The 22149-nt window shown below is 64.2% G+C and carries 19 protein-coding genes; 15 read left to right on the plus strand and 4 right to left on the minus strand.

Annotation, left to right across the window (positions count from 1 at the left end; all coding sequences use genetic code 11):
- Positions 1–35: 35 nt before the first annotated feature.
- Complete coding sequence (locus M1B35_RS13205; RefSeq protein WP_268262145.1) at positions 36–983, plus strand: helix-turn-helix transcriptional regulator; 948 nt, start codon at positions 36–38, stop codon at positions 981–983.
- 61 nt (positions 984–1044) lie between these two features.
- On the opposite strand, the gene M1B35_RS13210 is transcribed toward M1B35_RS13205, so the two are convergent.
- On the minus strand, positions 1045–2178 hold the full coding sequence (locus M1B35_RS13210; protein WP_268262146.1) for an HlyD family secretion protein: 1134 nt from the start codon (positions 2176–2178) through the stop codon (positions 1045–1047).
- Positions 2175–3833, minus strand: a complete 1659-nt coding sequence (locus M1B35_RS13215) for an MFS transporter (RefSeq protein ID WP_123331991.1) — start codon at positions 3831–3833, stop codon at positions 2175–2177. Before M1B35_RS13215 ends, M1B35_RS13210 begins: the two co-directional genes overlap by 4 nt.
- A gap of 432 nt (positions 3834–4265) precedes the next feature.
- On the opposite strand from M1B35_RS13215, the gene M1B35_RS13220 reads away from it, so the two are divergent.
- The 4 genes from M1B35_RS13220 (at position 4266) to M1B35_RS13235 (ending at position 8069) form a co-directional block, all read left to right on the plus strand.
- Positions 4266–5237 carry a TRAP transporter substrate-binding protein gene (locus M1B35_RS13220; protein ID WP_268262147.1) on the plus strand — a complete coding sequence of 324 codons (972 nt, stop codon included), beginning with the start codon at positions 4266–4268 and terminating at the stop codon, positions 5235–5237.
- An 80-nt stretch (positions 5238–5317) separates the two neighbouring features.
- On the plus strand, positions 5318–5845 hold the full coding sequence (locus M1B35_RS13225) for a TRAP transporter small permease (protein ID WP_123331987.1): 528 nt from the start codon (positions 5318–5320) through the stop codon (positions 5843–5845).
- Positions 5846–7126 (plus strand): TRAP transporter large permease, encoded by a 1281-nt coding sequence (locus M1B35_RS13230; RefSeq protein ID WP_268262148.1) that lies wholly within the window; start codon positions 5846–5848, stop codon positions 7124–7126.
- A 73-nt stretch (positions 7127–7199) separates the two neighbouring features.
- On the plus strand, positions 7200–8069 hold the full coding sequence (locus M1B35_RS13235; RefSeq protein ID WP_268262149.1) for an aldose 1-epimerase: 870 nt from the start codon (positions 7200–7202) through the stop codon (positions 8067–8069).
- A gap of 6 nt (positions 8070–8075) precedes the next feature.
- Here M1B35_RS13235 and M1B35_RS13240 read toward each other — a convergent pair whose 3' ends face one another.
- A complete protein-coding gene (locus M1B35_RS13240) occupies positions 8076–9554 on the minus strand; it encodes a DASS family sodium-coupled anion symporter (RefSeq protein WP_123331981.1) in 1479 nt (492 codons plus the stop codon).
- Between the two features lie 255 nt (positions 9555–9809).
- On the opposite strand from M1B35_RS13240, the gene M1B35_RS13245 reads away from it, so the two are divergent.
- Complete coding sequence (locus M1B35_RS13245) at positions 9810–11012, plus strand: cyclic di-GMP phosphodiesterase (protein ID WP_268262150.1); 1203 nt, start codon at positions 9810–9812, stop codon at positions 11010–11012.
- 27 nt (positions 11013–11039) lie between these two features.
- Here M1B35_RS13245 and bkdR read toward each other — a convergent pair whose 3' ends face one another.
- Entirely contained in the window at positions 11040–11528 is a 489-nt protein-coding gene (gene bkdR, locus M1B35_RS13250) for a Bkd operon transcriptional regulator BkdR (RefSeq protein WP_123331977.1), read from the minus strand.
- 196 nt (positions 11529–11724) lie between these two features.
- On the opposite strand from bkdR, the gene M1B35_RS13255 reads away from it, so the two are divergent.
- The 9 genes from M1B35_RS13255 (at position 11725) to M1B35_RS13295 (ending at position 22134) form a co-directional block, all read left to right on the plus strand.
- The gene (locus tag M1B35_RS13255) at positions 11725–12960 is read left to right on the plus strand and encodes a 3-methyl-2-oxobutanoate dehydrogenase (2-methylpropanoyl-transferring) subunit alpha (RefSeq protein WP_123331975.1); all 1236 of its coding nucleotides are present in this window, start codon (positions 11725–11727) and stop codon (positions 12958–12960) included.
- A 1-nt stretch (position 12961) separates the two neighbouring features.
- The gene (locus M1B35_RS13260) at positions 12962–14020 is read left to right on the plus strand and encodes an alpha-ketoacid dehydrogenase subunit beta (RefSeq protein WP_123331973.1); all 1059 of its coding nucleotides are present in this window, start codon (positions 12962–12964) and stop codon (positions 14018–14020) included.
- Positions 14021–15316: a dihydrolipoamide acetyltransferase family protein gene (locus M1B35_RS13265; RefSeq protein ID WP_268262151.1), complete on the plus strand. Its 1296-nt coding sequence runs from the start codon at positions 14021–14023 to the stop codon at positions 15314–15316.
- Positions 15317–15333: 17 nt separating this feature from the next.
- A complete protein-coding gene (gene lpdA, locus M1B35_RS13270) occupies positions 15334–16725 on the plus strand; it encodes a dihydrolipoyl dehydrogenase (protein WP_123331969.1) in 1392 nt (463 codons plus the stop codon).
- Between the two features lie 192 nt (positions 16726–16917).
- Positions 16918–17937 carry a branched-chain amino acid aminotransferase gene (locus M1B35_RS13275; RefSeq protein WP_123331967.1) on the plus strand — a complete coding sequence of 340 codons (1020 nt, stop codon included), beginning with the start codon at positions 16918–16920 and terminating at the stop codon, positions 17935–17937.
- 177 nt (positions 17938–18114) lie between these two features.
- Positions 18115–18636 carry a sigma-70 family RNA polymerase sigma factor gene (locus M1B35_RS13280; RefSeq protein ID WP_123331965.1) on the plus strand — a complete coding sequence of 174 codons (522 nt, stop codon included), beginning with the start codon at positions 18115–18117 and terminating at the stop codon, positions 18634–18636.
- On the plus strand, positions 18633–19133 hold the full coding sequence (locus M1B35_RS13285; protein WP_268262152.1) for a DUF4880 domain-containing protein: 501 nt from the start codon (positions 18633–18635) through the stop codon (positions 19131–19133). The genes M1B35_RS13280 and M1B35_RS13285 overlap by 4 nt, the downstream gene beginning before the upstream one ends.
- Entirely contained in the window at positions 19040–19621 is a 582-nt protein-coding gene (locus M1B35_RS13290; RefSeq protein ID WP_268262153.1) for a FecR domain-containing protein, read from the plus strand. The genes M1B35_RS13285 and M1B35_RS13290 overlap by 94 nt, the downstream gene beginning before the upstream one ends.
- Before the next feature lie 83 nt (positions 19622–19704).
- Entirely contained in the window at positions 19705–22134 is a 2430-nt protein-coding gene (locus tag M1B35_RS13295; RefSeq protein ID WP_268262154.1) for a TonB-dependent siderophore receptor, read from the plus strand.
- Positions 22135–22149 lie beyond the last annotated feature (15 nt).

Here is a 22149-nt window from a genome sequence, read left to right on the forward strand (position 1 = left end):
CTGCACGCCGACGCCACTGACTGGAGACGCCTGAAATGCTGCCCTTCGCCCTGACTCGCAACCCCATGCCGACCCTGCCCGGCCATGAACTGGTGGAGTTCGATCGGCAGCAGATCAACCTGTTCGCGGCCCAGGTGCAGCGCTGCGAGGCCCACTGGCACGCCGCCGCTGAACTGATCCATGTGCTCCAGGGCCGGTTTGCCATCCGCCTCGACCAGCACAGCCAGGAGTTGGGCCCTGGCGGCATGCTGTACATCAACCAGGAGCGCATCCACGAGTTGCAAGCCTTGGAGCCCGATAGCCAACTGCTCACGGTGCAGTTCTCGCCCCACCTGTTCAATGATTTGCAGCCCGCCCTGCTGATCCACTATCAGGTGGCCGACAGCCTTCACTACAGCGCGCGCGACCGGGAAATCAAAGCCGCCCTCAAGCAACTGGTGGAACAGCAACTGCAGGGCACCGACCGGGATCCGTTTCGGCGGATCGCGCTGATCTACCTGCTGCTGTCCAGCCTGCAGCAGGCCAACGCCGGACCGCGCCAGCCGCCACCGGAGCCCTTGCGCAGCAAGGACCAACAGCTGATCAAGCACTGTATTGACTACATCCACTGCCACTACGAACGGGAGTTGCCCCTGGCGGAAGTCGCCGCCCAGGCCCACCTCAGCTACCACCACTTTTCCAAGCTGTTCAAAAAGGTCAACGGCTGCAATTTCAAGGATTACCTGGCTCAGGTACGGATCAACCGCGCGCGCTTCCTGCTGAAACATACGCCGCTGCCGATCACCGAGATCAGCTACAGCTGCGGCTTCAGCGAGCACAAGCAACTGATCGCGGCCTTTCGCACCTACTGCGCCCTGACCCCCAGCGAGTACCGCAAGCAGTACCTGTCACAACTGCAACGCGACTACCACGATGCCGGGCGCGATGTTCGCTGTCTGGAATGGGACAGCCGGCTGATGGGCCTGCTGGCCCCGTCGCCGTAAACAGGCCGGCCGCGACGTGCCCCATCGAGGCCGCCCTGGGCCTCCGAGGCGCCGGCCAGCGCTATGGGGTTGGGCCCGCCGTATCAATGCTCACCACCACCGACATGCCCGGGCGCAGGCGTTGGCTTTCATCCTGGTCGGGGTCGACGCTGATGCGCACGGGCACGCGCTGGGCGATCTTGACGAAGTTGCCGGTGGCATTGTCGGCTTGCAGCAGGCTGAATTCGGAGCCGGTGGCCGGTGAGATGCGCTGCACCCGGCCATGGAATCGGCGGTGGTTCAAGGCGTCCACGGTGAAGCTCACCGGCTGGCCGATACGCACTTGGTCCATCTGGGTTTCCTTCATGTTGGCGATCACCCACAGCTGGTCAGGCACCAGCGCCATCAACTGCGCCCCGGAGTTGACATAGGCCCCCAGGCGCACGCCGATCTGCCCCAGTTGGCCATCCCGTGGGGCCAGGATCCGGGTGTTGGACAGGTCGATGCGGGCCAGTTGCACCGCGGCCTCGGCATTGGCCACGGCGGCTTCCAGGGAGCCGCGATTGACGATCACCGTTTGCAGGTCTTGCCGGGCGATTTCCAGGGACGCCTGGGCCTGGGCCACGGCCGCCACGGTCTGGGCGTTGGCAGCGCGGGCCACGTCCAGCTCGCGCTGGGACACTGAACCGTCGCTGACCAGGGCTTCATTGCGCCGCAGGTCTGCCGCGCTCTTGCGCGCCTGGGCCTGGCTATCGGCCAGGGCGGCCTGGCGCAGCTTGATGGTGGCTTCGGCGCTGTTGCGTTGTTGCAGCACATTGGCCAGCGCCGCCTTCTGCACCGCCAATTGGGCCAGGGACTGATCCAGGCGCTGCTGATAGATACGGTCGTCGAGGCGCACCAGCAGGTCGCCCGCCTTGACGAACTGGAAGTCCTGCACCGGCACCTCGAACACATAACCGCTGAGCTGCGGGCCGATGATGGTCACTTGGCCGCGCACCAGGGCGTTCTCGGTGCTTTCGATGGCGCTGCTGAACGGCGGCAACTGCCAGGCGTACAAGACAATCAGCACGCCGGCCAGGGCCACCGCGGCAAAGCCCAGGGACGAAAGCAGGCGCACCCGCAGCGAGCGCGGCGCAGTGGCCGGGCTGGACGGTGGCGCCGTGCCCTCGGGGGTGGCGGCAATGGCATGGGTGGTCGTGGTGGTGGGTTCGCTCATGAAGAAGGGGCACCGCTGGGTTGAGTGGGCGCAGCCGCCGGCTCGACCGTTCGGGTCGTGCTCAGCAGCCACAGGCTACGAATGAAAATCCAGATCATGGTCAGCACGGCGATCACCGCGATCAGCATGAACACGTCGTTATAGGCCAGTACGTTGGCCTCCCGGGTCGCGGCCGTGGCCAGGCTGCGAATGCCCTGCAGGGTGCGCAGGTCCGGGTCGGCGATCAGCGAACCATAGGCTGACCCGCCGCTCTGCACCCGCGCCAGGACCCGGGGGTCGAGCAGGGTCAATTGCTCGACGATATGGCTGGAATGCACCTTCTCGCGGATGACCTGGAAGGTCCCGAGCAAGGCCGCGCCGATCAGCCCGCCGAGGTTCTGGCAGATGCCGAACAGCACCGAGAAACTCACCAGGTTGCGCGGGTTGGTCAGCACGTTGCGGGTGCCCAGGACCATGGTCGGGCCGAGGAAAAACGTGCCGCCGAAGGCCAGCAGGAACTGGCTCAGGTACATGTTGGCCGGGCGCGTCAGGTTGCTGGAAAAGCTATCCATCACCGAGCCCACGGCCATCAGCGCCAGGGAAATGATCAGCGGCATAAACAGGTGCGCCGGGTTGATGGTCAGGGCACTGGTGGCCAGCCCGGCGATGCTGCCCAGGAGCATCACGCCATAGAGCAGGCGCATCTGCTCGCTGCTCATGTTCAGTGCCTGGAGAAACCCCACCGCGCCCGTGGACTGTTCGGACAGCACCATGCGAATCAGGATCACCGCCAGGGCCAGGCGGATGATCGCCCCGCTGCCCAGCCAGCGAGTCATCAGCATCGGGTTGCTGCGGTTATGTTCGATGCACAAGCCGGCCATGATCAGCACGATGGAGCCGGCCGAGGCCAGGCCGATCCACGGCGCCTCCAGCCACCAATCGATGCGCCCCAGGGACAGCACCGCACACAGCAGCGCCACGCCGCTGGCCAACAGGGCAAAGGTCAGGAAGTCGAGTTTTTCGAAGGTCTTGAAGCGGTCCCCCGGTGGCAGCTTGAGCATGAACACGCAGCCCAGGGAGGTCAGCGCCAGGCCCAGTTCGAACAGGTACAGGCCGCGCCATTCGGCGATCTGCAACAGGTCTTCGGAGAACAGCCGGGCCAGGGGCAAGGCCAACTGGGACGTGCCCAGCCCCAGCACCAGGGCCTTGAGCCGCCATTTCGCCGGAAAGGCCTGAACCATGTAGTACAGGCCCAGGGAGCTGAGGGCCGCGCCGACCATGCCGTGGGCGGCGCGCACGGCAATCGCCGAATTGAGGTCGTTGACGAACAGATGGCCGAAGGTCACCAGGGCGTAGAGCACCAGGAACACTTCGGTAAAGGCCCGCAGGCCGAACTGCTGGCGAAACTTCACCAGCAGCAGGTTCATCGACACGTTGGTCATCACATAGGCCGCCGGCAACCAGGCCATCTCCGCCGTGGTCGCCCCCAGCGCCCCTTGCAGGTAAGGCAGGTTGGCAATCACCAAGGAGTTGCCCAGGCCGCCAGTGAGCGCCACCAGCAGCCCTACCAGGGCAAAGGCCAGGCGCTTGTGGGTGGGGTGCAAAGGGGTCGACGGGGAACCGGGCAAGCTGGGCTTTTCGTGGGGCTGCCACTGGCGCGGGGCGTAGTGATCCATTACCTGACCTTGTGCGGTGCGCCGACCACTGCTGTCGGCGCGATACCGCTAAATAGTATTTCAAGGGATGAAGCGAGGCTGATTTTTTTCACCTCATCCTTCGCCCCCGGCACGCTGGCGGCACACACAGGCGTGCCGGCAGTGGCAGCGGCGCGCCCTCGGTGCCAGGCCAGTGACATCGACCAAACGCCAGGTCATCACACAACATCAAGAAACTCCCCTCTGTTGGATCGAACCACCCCGCCTGGACTGATCGTCTAAAAACTGCACTTAACACGGCACAAAACCGTAAAAAAGCCTACTCCTCGGTACATCTTTTTCAGCCGGGAACGTTGACAAATCCCCCTAGGGACCACAACACTCCGCACAGTCATACGACAACCTACAACATGACGCGCTCATGGAATAAGAACAACAACACGGAGACTCACCATGCACTTCAAACGCACCCTGCTGCTGGCTGCCCTGCCGCTGGCCATCGGTTTTTCAAGCCTGACCCAGGCCCTGGAAATCAAATTCGCCGACATCCACCCCGCCGGTTACCCCACCGTGGTGGCGGAAGAGAACCTGGGTAAAACCCTGGTCAAGGAAAGCAACGGCCAGTTGACCTTCAAAATGTTCGCCGGTGGCGTGCTGGGTTCAGAGAAGGAAGTGGTGGAACAGGCTCAGGTCGGGGCGATCCAGATGGCCCGGGTCAGCCTGGGCATCATCGGCCCGGTGGTGCCAGACGTGAACGTGTTCAACATGCCGTTCGTGTTCCGTGACCAAGCCCATATGCGCAAGGTCATCGACGGCGAAATCGGCCAGGAAATCCTCGATAAAATCACCAACTCCGAATTCAACCTGGTGGCCCTGGCCTGGATGGACGGCGGCACCCGCAACCTCTACACCAAGAAACCGGTGCGCACCCTGGCCGACCTCAAGGGCATGAAAATCCGCGTGCAGGGCAACCCGATGTTCATCGAGACCATCAACGCCATGGGCGGTAACGGCATCGCCATGGACACCGGGGAAATCTTCAGCGCCCTGCAGACCGGGGTCATCGACGGTGCGGAAAACAACCCGCCGACCCTGCTTGAGCACAACCATTACCAGAGCGCCAAGTTCTACAGCCTGACCGGGCACCTGATCCTGCCGGAACCGATCGTGATGTCGAAGCTGACCTGGAACAAGCTCACCCCCGAGCAACAGGCCCTCGTGAAAAAGGCCGCCCAGGCCGCCCAGCTGGAAGAGCGTCAACTGTGGGACATCAAGTCCGCCAGCAGCGAGGCCAAGCTCAAGGCCGCCGGCGTCGAGTTCATCACCGTGGACAAGAAGCCTTTCTATGACGCCACCGCCAGCATCCGCCAGAAGTACGGTGCCCCGTACGCCGAGCTGATGACCCGCATCGAAGCCGTCGAATAACCCCCTCTCTTTCCGCTAGCAGGCCCGGCCGAACGACCGCGCGCAGGCGTGGGCGCTCGGCCCGGTTACGGTGAAACCCGATGAAGAAGCTCGTGCTGAGCCTCAATGACCGCCTGTACATGACCTGCATCTGGGTCGCCGGGCTGTCGATCCTGGCCATCTCCCTGATCATCCCCTGGGGCGTGTTCGCCCGCTACGTGCTGGGCACCGGCTCCAGTTGGCCGGAGCCCACGGCGATCCTGCTGATGATGGTGTTCACCTTTATCGGCGCCGCCGCCAGCTACCGCGCCGGCGCCCACATGGCGGTGGCCATGGTCACCGATCGCTTGCCGCCCAAGGCCAAGGCCGCTGCAGCGCTGCTGGCGCAACTATTGATGGCGACCATCTGCCTGTTCATGACGATCTGGGGCACCAAGCTGTGCCTGGCCACCTGGAACCAATTCATGAGCGCCCTGCCGACGTTACGGGTGGGCATCACCTACATGCCGATTCCCGTGGGCGGCGCCGTGACCCTGGTGTTTGTCCTGGAAAAACTCTTGCTGGGCGACCAGAGCCAGCGCCGCGTGGTGCGTTTCGACCTGGTCGAAGAAAACGAAGGGGCCGCGTAAATGGATGCGCTGATTCTGTTGGGCAGCTTTATCGCCTTGATCCTTCTTGGCATGCCGGTGGCCTATGCCCTGGGCCTGTCGGCGCTGATCGGCGCCTGGTGGATCGACATTCCGTTCCAGGCCCTGATGATCCAGGTGGCCGGCGGCGTAAACAAATTCTCCTTGCTGGCGATTCCATTCTTCGTGCTGGCTGGGGCCATCATGGCCGAGGGCGGCATGTCCCGCCGACTGGTGGCCTTCGCCGGGGTGCTGGTGGGCTTCGTGCGCGGCGGCCTGTCGCTGGTCAACATCATGGCCTCGACGTTTTTCGGGGCGATTTCCGGCTCCTCGGTGGCCGACACCGCGTCGGTAGGCTCGGTGCTGATTCCGGAAATGGAACGCAAGGGCTACCCCCGGGACTTCTCCACCGCAGTGACCGTCAGCGGCTCGGTGCAGGCGCTGCTGACGCCGCCCAGCCATAACTCGGTGCTCTACTCCCTGGCAGCCGGCGGCACGGTGTCGATTGCCTCGCTGTTTATGGCGGGCATCGTTCCGGGCCTGTTGATGAGCGCCTGCCTGATGGTGCTGTGCCTGATCTTCGCGAAAAAGCGCAACTACCCCAAGGGCGAAACCATCCCCCTGAAACAGGCGCTGAAAATCTGTGGCGAAGCGCTCTGGGGCCTGATGGCCATGGTGATCATCCTCGGCGGCATCCTGTCCGGGGTGTTCACCGCCACCGAGTCGGCGGCGATTGCCGTGCTCTGGGCGTTCTTCGTCACCATGTTCATCTACCGCGACTACAAGTGGCGTGAACTGCCCAAGCTGATGCACCGCACGGTGCGGACCATTTCCATCGTGATGATCCTGATCGGCTTCGCCGCCAGCTTCGGCTACATCATGACCCTGATGCAGATCCCGTCGAAAATCACCACGATGTTCCTGACCCTGTCGGACAACCGTTACGTGATCCTGATGTGCATCAACGCCATGCTGCTGATGCTGGGCACGGTGATGGACATGGCGCCGCTGATCCTGATCCTGACGCCGATCCTGATGCCGGTGATTCTGGGGATTGGCGTGGACCCGGTGCATTTCGGCATGATCATGCTGGTCAACCTCGGGATCGGCTTGATTACCCCGCCGGTGGGCGCGGTATTGTTTGTCGGCTCGGCAGTGGGCAAGGTCAGCATCGAAAGCACGGTCAAGGCCCTGCTGCCGTTCTACGCCGTGCTGCTCCTGGTGCTGATGGCCGTGACTTACATTCCGGCGCTGTCGCTGTGGTTGCCGAACCTGGTGCTCTGAGCGCACCGCTGAAAACCCCGGGCCCCGCCAAGGCGGTGGCCCGGGCCCTCTTTCCCTTGCCTGGTGCCGTTGCATGCCTGCACGCTTGCTGACCCTCGAAGACTCATTCACCCGCCTGACCCTGGCGCCCCAGACAGGCGCCGCCATCGTCAACTGGAGCGTGCTGGGCAGCGACCTGCCGCTATTGCGCCACAGCGACGCGGCGGCCATTGAAAGTGGCCTGCCGGGCAAGCTGGGTTGCTATGGCTTGATCCCCTGGTCCAACCGCATCGCCCAGGGCGGCTTCCAGTGCCCCGAAGGCTGGCTGGCCCTGACGCCGAACAACCCCGGCGACCCGCTGCCGATTCACGGCAGCGCCTGGCAGCAACCCTGGGAAGTGCTGGAACAGCAGGCCGACAGCGTGCTGCTGGAGCTGCACGCCGACTACCCCTTCGCCTACCGCGCCCGGCAACGGGTGCAGTTGAAGGACGGTTGCCTGAGCATTGAACTGCAGGTCACTCACCTGGATTCGGCGCCGGCCTGGCATGGCCTGGGCCTGCACCCTTACTTCCCGCGGCGGGCCGACAGCCGCTTGCAGGCCCATGCCGAGCAGGTCTGGCATTGCGCCGAGACGCGCCTGCCCACCGAACTGGGCGCATTGCCGCCAGCATGGAATTTCCGCCAGGCCAACGACCTGCCGCCAACCCTGGTGGACAACGGTTTTACCGAGTGGGACGGCCAGTGCCGGATCATCGAAGCAAGCGCCGGCTACCAGTTGCTGTGCCAGGCCAGCGGCGCCGACTACTTCCTGCTGTACTGCCCGCCGGGCAAAGCGTTCTTCTGCTTCGAGCCGGTCAGCCACCCGGTCAATGCCCACCATCTGCCGGGGCACCCGGGGCTGCGGCTGTTGGAACAGGGGCAAAGCACCGAGCTGACGTTCAGCCTGCAGTACCAGCCCCTGTAAGACGGCCTAGAGCCAGCCCAGCCAGCTCCAGTAGGTGGCGGCGAACACCAGCAGTAACAGGTAGCCCACCAGGGTCACGATCACCCCGACCCGGGCGAACTGCCGAGCGGTGAAGGTTTCAGTGCCCAGGCAGACCATGTTCTGTGGGGCGTTGATCGGCAGGATAAAGCCGAAGCTCACGGCAAACCCCAGGAGCATGGTCATGCCCAGGCGACTGAAGTCCCCGGGCAGGGTTTGCAGGACCGCCATGAGGATCGGCAGCAACGCCGAGGTCAACGCCGTGGCACTGGCAAACCCCAGGTGAATCAGGATCAGGAAGCCCCCAAGGATGGCAAACACCGCCAGCGGCCCTAGCTGATCCAGCCCGGTGCGCCCCACCACCTGGCCGCCCAGCCATTGCCCGGCGTGGGTGGTCAGCAGGGCCGAACCGAGGCTGATGCCAACCCCGAAGACAATCACCGTGCCCCAGGGAATCCGCGCCTGCACGTCCTTCCAGGTCATGATGCCGATCCGTGGCAACAGCAGGACTACCAGCCCGGCGTAAGTGGTCGTGGTGGTGTCGAAGGCGTGCAACTTGCCTTCCGTGGCCCAGGCCAGAAGCAGCAGCACCGACACGCTGAGCAAGCGTTTCTGCGGACCGCTCATGGGGCCCAGCTCCGCCAGGGACTGGGCCACCGCCTCCTTGCCGCCGGGGATGCTGTCGCTTTCCGGTGGCAGCAACTTCAGCACCAGCCACAGCAGCACCACGGACATGATCAGGGCCCAGGGCGCGCCGGCAATCAGCCAGTCGATCCAGGACACGCGCTGGCCGAGCATCTTGTCCATAAAGCCCAGGGTCAGCAGGTTCTGGGCGGCGGCAGTCTGGATCCCGACGTTCCAGATGCTGGTGCCCTGGGCCACCACAATCATCAGCCCGGCGGCGATGTTCGAGCGCTTATCCACGCCAAAGGCGGCAATCACCCCCATCATGATCGGCACCACGCAGGCGCTGCGGGCCGTGGCGCTGGGCACCAGCAGGCTGAGGAGAATGGTCACGGCAATGGCGCCGATCAGGATGCGCCGGGTGCTGGTGCCGACCCGGCTCAGGGTGATGAGGGCGATGCGCCGGTCGAGCCCGGTGTGGGTCATGGCCGCGGCGATAAACAAGGCGCCGGTGACCAGGGCCAGGGCCGAGTTGGAAAACCCGGTCAGGGCCAGGGTGATGGCGGCGGAACTGCCGTAGGTCTGGCTGGGGTCCTGCAGGGTGGGGGCGGTGCCGATCAGCACCGCCATCAGGGCGGTGATCATGATGGCGCTGGCCTCGTAGGACACCGCCTCGCTGATCCACACCACCACGGCAAACGCCAGGATCGCCAGCATGCGCTGCCCTGCTATCGGCAAGTCGGCGGGCAGGGGCAACAGCAGCACACCGATCATCGCCAGTACGGCCAGCATCAATCCCAGGGGTAAACCGGCCTTGACCGCAGGTGCTTGAGTGGCGGGCATGGGCCTAATCCTTATTCAGATGAAAGGTCGGCAGCATGCCGGGAAACACCCGCGACCCCTTTGATAAAGGTCAAGCCCGCGGGTTTGCGCCGGTTCCAGGTCGGTAAAAAAGTGGCTTCAACGGGCTTTCGGCCGTGGCCAGAAAATATTTTCTCTCCGCGACCGCACATTTTTTTGCGCAGAAAGGTCAAAGTGCCATCAAGGCGACAAGGAGTCGACGTGATCACGACCAACACTCCCTCTGCAGGTGCCTTTATGCTGAAACTCATCGCGTTGAATCAATTGCGGATGGGCATGTACATCCATCAATTCTGCGGTTCCTGGCTGGACCACTCGTTCTGGAAAGCCGGCTTCATCCTCGACAGCCCCCAGGACTACCAGCGTCTGCAACGCTCCAGTATGCACAACCTCTGGATCGACTCGGCCAAAGGCCTGGACCTTGCGCCCAGCGAGCCGGTTATGACCGAGCATGACGAGGCGCTGTCCGCGCCCACCCTGCGCCGCCCGCCCCAGGTGCCCATGAGCGAGGAACTGGAACGGGCACGCACGCTGTGCGCCCACTCCCGGCAAGCAGTGATGAACATGTTCCAGGAGGTGCGCCTGGGCCGGGCCGTGGACATGCAGCACGCCGGCGCCCTGGTGGAGCGCATCACCGATTCCCTGCTGCGCCACCCCAACGCCCTGATCAGCCTGGCGCGGCTGAAAACCGCCGATGACTACAGCTACATGCATTCGGTGGCGGTGTGTGCCCTGATGATCGCCCTCGCTCGCCAACTGGAACTGCCCGCCCAGCAAGTGCAACAGGCCGGGATGGCCGGGCTGTTGCATGACATCGGCAAACTGACCATCCCCGACAGCATCCTCAACAAGCCGCACAAGCTATCGGACAGCGAATACGACCAGATCAAGCACCACCCCCAGGCCGGCAGCGAGATTCTGCGACAAAGCCAGGAGGTGGACGCACTGGTGCTCGACGTGTGCCTGCATCACCACGAAAAGGTCGATGGCTCCGGCTACCCGCACCAATTGGAAGGTGAGCAGATCAGCCTGTTCGCGCAGATGGGCGCAGTCTGCGACGTGTATGACGCGGTGACCTCAAACCGCCCCTACAACCGCGGCTGGGACCCGGCCGAGGCGATCCATCGCATGTCCGGCTGGGACGGCCATTTTGACACCCGGGTGTTCCAGGCCTTTGTCAAAAGCGTCGGCATTTACCCGGTGGGCTCCCTGGTGCGCCTGCAAAGCGGACGCCTGGGGGTGGTGCTGGAGCAACATGCCAGCTCGCTGCTGATGCCCAAGGTCAAGGTGTTCTTTTCGACCCGCTCCAACCTGCCGATCCAGCAAAGCGTGCTCGACCTGGCCAAGTTGCGCGGCCAGGAACGCATCATCGGCCGTGAAGCCCCCGAGGACTGGGACTTCAACTACCTCGAACAGCTGTGGACCGGGGTCGCCCACTAAAACCCCGCCCGCCTCCTGTGTCCGGCCTTAGCTGCCCAAGCTCAGGCCATTGGCCGGCAGCGGCAGCGCGGTCTTGTAGCGCACCTGCTTGAGGGCAAAGCTGGAGCGGATATTGGCCACCCCCGGCACCTTGGTCAGGAAGTCCATCATGAAGCGCTCCAAGGACTGGATGGTCGGCACCAGCACCCGGATCAAATAATCCGGGTCACCTGCCATCAGGTAGCACTCCATGACTTCCGGGCGGTCGGCGATGGCTTCTTCAAAGTGCTGCAGGGCCTCCTCCACCTGTTTCTCCAGACTGACGTGAATGAACACGTTGACGTGCAGCCCCAGCAGCTCGGCATCCAGCAGGGTCACCTGCTCGCGGATCACCCCCAACTCCTCCATGGCCTTGACCCGGTTGAAACACGGGGTGGGCGACAGGTTCACCGAACGGGCCAAGTCGGCGTTGGTGATGCGGGCATTCTCCTGAAGGCTGTTGAGAATGCCGATGTCCGTACGGTCCAGTTTGCGCATGAGATAAAACAACCTTCTTTTTGTGGTTATGCAGAATTTTTATCTGCAAATAACCGCCAGCGCAATGAAACACAGATAAATATTCTCCTTGGCCCGGCCTATGATGTTTGTAGGACAAGATTTCCCTTACCCAGGGAATAACGGTCAGCTAAGCGCGCCCAATTACAAGAATTCACAAGATCGAGCGTAATAAGCCATGAACCAAGCGTACGAACCGCTGCGCCTGCACGTTCCCGAACCCTCGGGCCGTCCCGGTTGCAAGACCGACTTCACCTACCTGCACCTGAACGATGCCGGCCTGGTGCGCAAGCCCCCCATTGATGTGGAACCCGCCGAGACCGCCGACCTCGCCCGCGGCCTGATCCGTGTGCTCGACGACCAGGGCAACGCCTTGGGCGAGTGGGCCGCCGACGTACCGGTTGAGATCCTGCGCAAGGGCATGCGCGCCATGCTCAAGACGCGGATCTTCGACAACCGCATGGTGGTCGCCCAGCGCCAGAAGAAGATGTCCTTCTACATGCAGAGCCTGGGCGAAGAAGCCATCGGCAGCGCCCAGGCCCTGGCCCTGAACATCGATGACATGTGCTTTCCCACCTACCGTCAGCAGAGCATCCTGATCGCTCGCGACGTGCCACTGGTGGACATGATTTGCCAACTGCTGTCCAACGAGCGTGATCCGCTCAAGGGGCGCCAGCTGCCGATCATGTATTCGGTCCGCGAGTCGGGCTTCTTCACCATCTCCGGCAACCTGGCGACCCAGTTCGTGCAAGGGGTGGGTTGGGGCATGGCCTCGGCGATCAAGGGCGACACCAAGATTGCCTCGGCCTGGATCGGCGACGGCGCCACCGCCGAATCGGACTTCCACACCGCCCTGACCTTCGCCCACGTGTACCGCGCGCCGGTGATCCTCAACGTGGTCAACAACCAATGGGCGATTTCCACCTTCCAGGCCATCGCTGGCGGTGAAGCCACCACCTTCGCCGGACGCGGCGTGGGCTGCGGCATTGCCTCGTTGCGGGTCGACGGCAACGACTTCATCGCGGTCTACGCCGCTTCGCGCTGGGCCGCCGAACGTGCCCGACGCAACCTCGGCCCGGCCCTGATCGAATGGGTCACCTACCGCGCCGGCCCGCACTCCACCTCGGACGACCCGTCCAAGTACCGCCCGGCTGACGACTGGAGCCACTTTCCCCTGGGCGACCCAATTGCCCGCCTCAAGCAGCACCTGATCAAGATTGGCCAGTGGTCCGAAGAGGAACACGCGGCGGTCAGTGCCGAGCTGGAAGCCGAAGTCATTGCCGCGCAGAAGGAAGCCGAGCAGTTCGGCACCCTCGCCGGCGGCCAGATCCCTAGCGCCGCCACCATGTTCGAGGACGTCTACAAAGACATGCCCGAGCACCTCAAGCGTCAACGCCAGCAGCTGGGGATCTGACATGAACGATCACAACAACGCTATCCAGTTGGACACCGCCATGACCACGACCACCATGACCATGATCCAGGCCCTGCGCTCGGCCATGGATGTGATGCTTGAGCGTGACGACAACGTCGTGGTGTTCGGCCAGGACGTCGGCTACTTCGGCGGCGTGTTCCGCTGCACCGAGGGCCTGCAGGCCAAGTACGGCACCTCGCGGGTGTTCGATGCGCCGATCTCCGAAAGCGGCATCGTCGGTGCAGCCATCGGCATGGGCGCCTACGGCCTGCGGCCAGTGGCGGAAATCCAGTTCGCCGACTACGTCTACCCGGCCTCGGACCAGATCATTTCCGAAGCCGCGCGCCTGCGTTATCGCTCCGCCGGCCAGTTCACCGCGCCCATGACCCTGCGCATGCCGTGCGGCGGCGGCATCTACGGCGGCCAGACCCACAGCCAGAGCATCGAGGCGATGTTCACCCAGGTCTGCGGCCTGCGCACCGTCATGCCGTCCAACCCCTACGACGCCAAGGGCCTGCTGATCGCCTCCATCGAAAACGATGACCCGGTGATCTTTCTCGAACCCAAGCGCCTGTACAACGGCCCGTTCGACGGCCACCACGATCGCCCGGTTACGCCCTGGTCGAAACACCCGTCGGCGCAAGTGCCGGACGGCTACTACAAAGTGCCGCTGGACGTGGCGGCCATCACCCGTCCGGGCAAGGACGTGACCATCCTCACCTACGGCACCACCGTCTATGTGTCGCAAGTGGCGGCCGAGGAAACCGGCATCGACGCCGAGGTCATCGACCTGCGCAGCCTGTGGCCCCTGGACCTGGACACCATCGTCAAGTCGGTGAAAAAGACCGGCCGCTGTGTGGTGGTGCATGAAGCCACGCGCACCTGCGGTTTCGGTGCCGAGCTGGTGTCGCTGGTGCAGGAACACTGCTTCCACCACCTGGAAGCCCCGATCGAACGCGTCACGGGTTGGGACACGCCCTACCCCCACGCGCAGGAGTGGGCGTATTTCCCAGGGCCGTCCCGAGTGGGCGCGGCGCTGCAACGGGTCATGGAGGTCTGAATGGGCACGCACGTTATCAAGATGCCGGACATCGGCGAAGGCATCGCAGAAGTGGAACTGGCGCAGTGGCACGTGAAAGTCGGCGATCTGGTGATTGAAGACCAGGTGCTGGCGGACGTGATGACCGACAAAGCCATGGTCGACATCCCCTCCCCGGTTCACGGCAAGGTGATTTCCCTGGGCGGCGAGCCCGGTGAAGTGATGGCCGTGGGCAGCATCCTGATCAGCATCGAAGTGGAAGGCGCGGGCAACCTCAAGGAGGCCGCCCAGGCCCCTGCGGCGGCAAAAGAAGCGGCGCCTGCGCCGCAGCCGGCACCCGCCGTTGCAACGCCGTCGGTGGAAAAAACCGCGCTCGAGAACAAGCCCGCCTCCTGCCGCGCGGCGCCCCAGGCCCCGGTGGCCCGAGAGGCCGAGGAACGCCCCCTGGCTTCGCCGGCCGTGCGCAAACACGCCTTGGACCTGGGCATCCAGCTGCGCCTGGTGCAAGGCAGCGGCCCCGCCGGGCGCGTGCTCCACGAAGACTTGGACGCCTACCTGGCCCAGGGCAGCCAACCGTCGCGCAGCCACTCGACCGCAGGCCCGGCCTACGCCGAGCGCCACGATGAAGAGCAGGTCCAGGTGATCGGCATGCGCCGTAAGATCGCCCAGCGCATGCAGGAAGCCACCCAGCGCGCCGCCCACTTCAGCTACGTCGAGGAAGTGGACGTCACCGCCGTGGAAGAACTGCGTGCCCAGCTCAATGAAAAATACGGCGCCAGCCGCGGCAAGCTGACCTTGCTGCCGTTTCTGGTGCGGGCCCTGGTCGTGGCCCTGCGGGACTTCCCGCAGATCAACGCCCGTTACGACGATGAAGCCCAGGTCATCACCCGCCACGGCGCGGTGCATGTCGGGGTCGCCACCCAAAGCGACGTCGGCCTGATGGTGCCGGTGGTGCGCCACGCCGAAGCCCGCAGCCTGTGGGGCAATGCCGAGGAAATCTCGCGTCTGGCCAAGGCCGCCCGCAGCGGCAAGGCAGCGCGGGACGAACTGTCCGGCTCCACCATCACCCTCACCAGCCTCGGCGCCCTGGGCGGCATCGTCAGCACCCCAGTGCTCAACCTGCCGGAAGTGGCGATTGTCGGGGTCAATAAAATCGTCGAGCGCCCCGTGGTGATCAAGGGCCAGATTGTGATCCGCAAGATGATGAACCTCTCCAGTTCCTTCGATCACCGGGTGATTGATGGCATGGACGCAGCGCAATTCATCCAGGCCATTCGCGGCCTGCTGGAACAACCCGCCACCTTGTTTGTGGATTGATGATCCGTGGAGCACCCATGCAACAGATTCTGAATACGCAACTGCTGATCATCGGTGGCGGCCCTGGCGGTTATGTGGCCGCGATCCGTGCCGGCCAGCTGGGCATTTCCACGATCCTGGTGGAAGGCCAGTCCCTGGGCGGCACCTGCCTGAACATCGGCTGCATCCCGTCCAAGGCGCTGATCCATGTCGCTGAGCAGTTTCACCAGACCCGCCATCACAGCCAGGGCTCGGCCCTGGGCATCGAAGTGGCAGCGCCGACCCTGAACATCGGCAAGAGCGTGGAATGGAAAGACGGCATCGTCGACCGCCTGACCACCGGCGTTGCCGCCCTGCTGAAGAAACACAAGGTCCAGGTGATCCAGGGCTGGGCCCAGGTGATCGATGGCAAGACCGTCGAGGTCAGCAGCGCCAATACCCGCATCCAGTGCGAGCACCTGCTGCTGGCCACGGGTTCGAAAAGCGTCAACCTGCCGATGCTGCCCCTTGGCGGGCCGATCATCTCGTCCACCGAAGCCCTGGCGCCCAAGGCCCTGCCCAAGCGTTTGATCGTGGTGGGCGGCGGCTACATCGGCCTGGAGCTGGGCATCGCCTACCGCAAGCTGGGGGCGGACGTCAGTGTGGTCGAGGCCCAGGAACGCATGCTTCCGGCCTATGACGCCGAGCTGACCCAGCCCGTACTGGAGTCGGTGAAACAGCTGGGCATCAAGCTTTACCTCAAGCACAGCGTCCAGGGGTTCGATGCCGCCAGCAGCACCCTGCAGGTCAGCGCGCCCGACGGCGAGACCCTGAACCTGGAAACCGACCAAGTGCTGGTGGCGGTCGGCCGCAAGCCCAACACCCAGGGCTGGAACCTGGAAGCCCTGAACCTGGACATGCAGGGCGCGGCGATCAAGATCGACAACCGCTGCCAGACCAGCATGCGCAACGTCTGGGCCATCGGCGACCTGAGCGGCGAACCTATGTTGGCGCACCGGGCCATGGCCCAGGGCGAGATGGTCGCCGAGCTGATCGCCGGCCAGCACCGCGAGTTCAACCCGGCGGCGATCCCGGCGGTATGCTTCACCGACCCGGAACTGGTGGTGGTCGGCAAGACCCCGGACGAGGCCAAGGCGGCCGGGCTGGACTGCCTGGTGTCGAGCTTCCCCTTCGCCGCCAACGGCCGAGCCATGACCCTGGAGTCGAAAAGCGGCTTCGTGCGGGTGGTGGCGCGCCGTGACAATCACCTGATTGTCGGTTGGCAGGCGGTGGGGGTCGGCGTGTCCGAGCTGTCCACGGCCTTTGCCCAATCCCTGGAAATGGGCGCACGCCTGGAAGACATCGCCGGCACCATCCACGCCCACCCCACACTGGGTGAAGCGGTACAGGAAGCGGCGCTGCGCGCACTGGGCCACGCCTTGCATCTGTAGACAGAAAAACCGGCGGCGTGAATTGGCATCCCGTGGCGGAGGAGGAAAGATCGTGAGCAGGCTAAGATTTTTGCCGTTCCCCCCATCGCCCGGGCTGCGATTTACCCCTGGAATGCAGTATTGTTGTGCCCATCCAAAAAAACGTCAGAAGCCTTGAGCCGTTGCGGCGGTTGTTAAGCGATAGAGGGTGTCATGGGTAACGAAAGTATCAATTGGGACAAGTTGGGTTTTGACTACATCAAGACAGATAAACGCTATCTGTCGCACTGGCGTGACGGCGCCTGGGACTCAGGCTCCCTGACCGAAGACAATGTGCTGCACATCAGCGAGGGCTCCACCGCCCTGCACTACGGCCAGCAATGCTTCGAAGGCCTCAAGGCCTACCGTTGCAAGGACGGCTCGATCAACCTGTTCCGCCCGGACCAGAACGCCGCCCGCATGCAACGCAGCTGCGCACGCCTGCTGATGCCCCAGGTGTCCACCGAGCAGTTCATCGAAGCCTGCAAGGAAGTGGTTCGTGCCAACGAGCGCTTCATCCCGCCTTACGGCACCGGCGGCGCCCTGTACCTGCGTCCGTTCGTGATCGGCGTGGGTGACAACATCGGCGTGCGCACCGCCCCCGAGTTCATTTTCTCGATCTTCTGCATCCCGGTCGGCGCCTACTTCAAGGGCGGCCTGACCCCGCACAACTTCCTGATCTCCAGCTACGACCGTGCGGCACCGCAAGGCACCGGCGCCGCCAAGGTCGGTGGCAACTACGCCGCCAGCCTGATGCCCGGCTCCCAGGCCAAGAAGGCCAGCTTCGCCGACTGCATCTACCTGGACCCGCTGACCCACACCAAGATCGAGGAAGTCGGTTCGGCCAACTTCTTCGGCATCACCCACGACAACAAATTCGTCACCCCGAACTCGCCATCGGTACTGCCGGGCATCACCCGCCTGTCGCTGATCGAGCTGGCCAAGACCCGTCTGGGCCTGGAAGTGATCGAAGGCGACGTGCTGATCGACAAGCTCTCGGACTTCAAGGAAGCCGGTGCCTGCGGTACCGCTGCGGTGATCACGCCGATCGGCGGCATCGAGTACCAGGAAAAACTGCACGTGTTCTTCAGCGAAAAAGAAGTCGGCCCGATCACCCAGAAGCTCTACAAAGAGCTGACCGGTGTGCAGACCGGCGACGTGGAAGCGCCAGAGGGTTGGATCGTCAAGGTCTGATCGCGCCCGGTTCCACCCAGCCCGCCCCTGCTTGCCAGGGGCGGGCTTTTTTATGTCGAGAAGCCCAACTGTCAGCCTATTTCCGAGGGGCATCAGACTTATCTTGCCGAGCCAGGGTAGCGATCTATATGATAAGAGTTATCATTCGCGACTTTCCTGCCCCGGTATCTTTTCGCCATGCCTTCACCTGCTCAAGCCAGTGCCAGCGATCTGACCCTGCTGTATCGCCAGCAACATCAGTGGCTGAAAAACTGGCTGCGCCTGCGGCTGAACTGCTCCGACAGCGCCGCCGACCTGGCCCAGGACACCTTTGTGCGGCTGCTGGCCAAGCCCGAGCCGGTGCAGATCCAGGCGCCGCGGAGCTTCCTGGCCAAGGTGGCGCAGAGCGTACTGAGCAACCACTACCGGCGCCAGAAGCTGGAGCGGGCCTACCTTGAAGCGTTGCAGCAGTTGCCCGCCCATGTCGTGCCAGACCTGGAGACCCAGGCCATCCTCCTGGAAACCCTGACCCAGCTGGATGCCGTGCTCGAACGCCTGGAGCCCGCAGTACGCCAGGCCTTTCTCTGGTCGCAGCTCGATGGCCTGGGCCATGAACAGATCGCCGAGCGCCTGCAAATCTCGGTCACCACGGTCAAGCGCTACATCGTCAAGGCCGGGGCCCAGTGCATCCTCTTCGACGACAGCCTGGGGCTCTCGTGAAACCGTCCTTGAGCACCGCGCCCCAAGCCCTCGACCTGGATATGGCCGAGCAGGCCATGCAATGGCAGCTCGACCTGCAAGAACCCGAGGTCAGTTCCGCCACCCTCGCCGCCTGGCAACGCTGGCGCCAGGCCCATCCGCAGCATGAGCAAGCCTGGCAACGGGCCGAGGCCCTGACCCAGCGCCTGCAGCAGGTGCGCAGCCAGGGCCACAGCGAACTGGCCCGCGCCACCCTGGCACCGAACCTCGGCCGCCGCCGTGCCCTCAAGCAACTGGGCCTGCTGCTGGCGGCCGGTGCCGGGGCCTGGGCCGCACGGGACACCGCCCTGATGCAGGATTGGAGCGCCGACTACAGCACCCAGGTCGCCAACAACGACGCGTCACCCTGGCCGACCAGACCCAGGTGCAGCTCAACACGGATACCGCAATCGCGGTGCGCTTCGATCAGCAGCAGCGGCGCATCAAACTGCTGCGCGGCGAGTTGCTGCTCACATTGACGCGGCAAACCTCGGCCCTGCCCCTGAGCGTTGAAACCGCCGAAGGCTGGATCGACAGCGCGTCGGCGCGCTTCAGTGTGCGCCAACAAGCCGGGCACACCGAACTGGTGGTCTACCAGGGCAACCTGACCCTGCGCCCGCGGGATACCGGGCACGCGAGCTTGTCCCTGGCAGCCGGCGAGTTGGCCCGTTTCAATCGTCACGGCCTGCTGCTGCGCCAGGCCCAAAACAACCCGCAACCGGCCTGGAGCCTGGGCATGCTGGTGGCCCAGGGGCAGCCCCTGGCGGAGTTTCTCGAGGAGTTGGGGCGTTACCGCCCGGGCCACCTGGCCTGCGACCCGAGCCTGGCCAGGCTGCCGGTTTCGGGGACCTTTCCCTTGGGCGATACCGACCGCGTGCTGTTCGCCGTGGCCGAGACCCTGCACCTGCAGGTCCGTCAATTCACACGTTATTGGGTGACCCTGAAACCCCGCACCGACCTGGGTTAAAAATATTTTTGCCTACAGGTGGTCTGTTTTTCGTGCTCGCGAGACTTAACCCCCAGAACATTCATTTGCAGGGGGAGCAACCCATGTCATTCGCCGCACAGCCACGCCGCAACCGGCCCTTTTCACTCAAGCAAAACCTCGCCGGCGCCGTAGCCCAGGGCCTGGTCTGCCTGACCGCCACCAGCACCGCCGTGCTGCTGCCGGCCTGGGCCCAGGCGGCCGAACAGGCCCAAGTGGAGTTCGACATTGCGCCGGGCAACCTGGCCGGCGCCCTCGCCCGTTTCGGCCAGACCGCGCACATTCTGCTGTCCTACCCGGCGACCCTGACCGAAGGCCGCAGCAGCCCCGGCCTCAAGGGCCGGTATGCAGTCGACAGCGGCTTGACCCTGCTGCTGGCCGGCACCGGCCTGCAAGCCGTGCGCGGCGCCAATGGCAACTACTCCCTGGAAGCCCGCAGCGCAGACGGCAGCCTGGAACTGAACCCGGTGTCGATCTCAGGCAAGGCACCAGGCTCCATCACCGAAGGCACCGGCGAGTACACCACCTACTCCTCCAGCAGCTCGACCCGGCTCAACCTGACGCCCCGGGAAACCCCACAGTCGATCACCGTAATGACCCGCCAGCGCATCGACGACCAGAACCTCAGCACCCTGACCGACACCCTGGAAGCCACCCCGGGCATCATCGTCACCCGCGACGGCCTGGGCGCGGAAACCGACAGCTACTGGTCCCGCGGCTTCGCCATCCAGAACTACGAGATCGACGGCGTGCCCACCAACACCCGCCTCGATAACTACTCCCAAAGCATGGCGATGTATGACCGGGTGGAAGTGGTGCGCGGCGCCAGCGGCCTGATCAGCGGCATGGGCAACCCGTCGGCCACCATCAACCTGATCCGCAAGCGCCCCACCAGCGAGGCCCAAGCCAGCATCACCGGCCAGGCCGGAACCTGGGACCGCTATGGCGGCGGCGTCGACGTCTCCGGGCCACTGACCGACAGTGGCAATGTGCGCGGGCGCCTAGTGGCCGACTACAAGACCGAAAGCGCCTGGGTCGACCGCTTCAAGCAAAAGACCCAACTGATGTACGGCATCAGCGAGTTCGACCTCACCGAAGACACCCTGCTGACCCTGGGCTTCAGCTACCAGCGCACCGACGTCGACTCGCCGCTGCGCACCGGCCTGCCCACGCGCTTCAGCACCGGTGAACGCACCGACTTCAAGCGCTCCACCAACACCGCGCCGACCTGGTCCTACAACGATCACCAGCAAAGCAGTTACTTCGCCTCCATCGAGCAGCAACTGGGCAACGGCTGGAGCGGCAAGATCGAGTTCACCCACGCCGAGAACCAGTTCGACGAGGTGTTCAACTTCGCCATGGGCGACGTCAACAAGGACGGCAGCGGCGCCACCCAGTTGCCGGTGCGCTTCTCCGGCACCCCGCGCCAGGACAACCTCGACCTGTACGTCACTGGCCCCTTCAGCCTGTTCGGCCGCGAGCACGAGCTGATCGGCGGCGTGACCCTGTCCCAGTACAAGGAGCGCACGCCCAATTGGGGCGGCTGGCGCTACGACTACGCCGGCTCCCCGGCTGGGGTCATCGACGACCTGAACGACTGGGACGGCCACTCGCCCAAACCGGAGTTCACCGTCAGCGGCAAGTCGGCGATGGATGAAAACCAGTACGCGGCCTACCTGACCTCGCGCTTTCGCCTGACCGACGACCTGAGCCTGATCCTCGGCAGCCGGGTCATCGACTGGAAACGCGACACCACCGACAGCCCGTACGGCGGCACCGAAACCCAAGTCAATCGCGAAGAGAACGGCGTGTTCATTCCCTACGCCGGGGTGGTCTACGACCTGGACGACACCTGGTCGGTGTACGCCAGCTACACCAGCATCTTCAACCCCCAGGCGTCCTGGGTTCGCAGCGAAGAGAACAAGCCCCTGGACCCGATGGAAGGCAAGGGTTATGAGCTCGGGATCAAGGGCAGCCACTTCGACGGCCGCCTGAATTCCAGCCTGGCGCTGTACAAGCTGCAACAGGACAACCTGGCGATCTGGCAACACGACAACGTCTACAGCGCCGAGCAAGACACCACCTCCAAGGGGGTGGAGCTGGAATTCAACGGCGAACTGGCCGAAGGCTGGCAAGCTTCGGCGGGCTACACCTACTCGGTCACCACCGATGCCGACGACCAGCGCATCAACACCGGCCTGCCGCGCAACAGCTTCAAGACCTTCACCAGCTACCGCCTGCACGGGCCGCTGGACAAGCTGACCGTGGGCGGCGGGGTCAACTGGCAGAGCAAGGTCGGCAACGACCTGCACACCTTTACCCAGGGCAGCTACGCCGTCACCAACCTGATGGCCCGCTACGACATCAGCCGCAACCTCAGTGCCTCGCTCAACCTGAACAACCTGTTCGACCGCGAGTACTACAGCAACGCCGGCCTCTACGGGAACTACGGCGCACCGCGCAACCTGATGACCAGTTTCAAATACAGCTTCTGAGGCCGGCCCGGCCCC

The organism is Pseudomonas morbosilactucae (genome assembly GCF_023241665.1).
In the GTDB taxonomy this organism is placed as follows: domain Bacteria; phylum Pseudomonadota; class Gammaproteobacteria; order Pseudomonadales; family Pseudomonadaceae; genus Aquipseudomonas; species Aquipseudomonas morbosilactucae.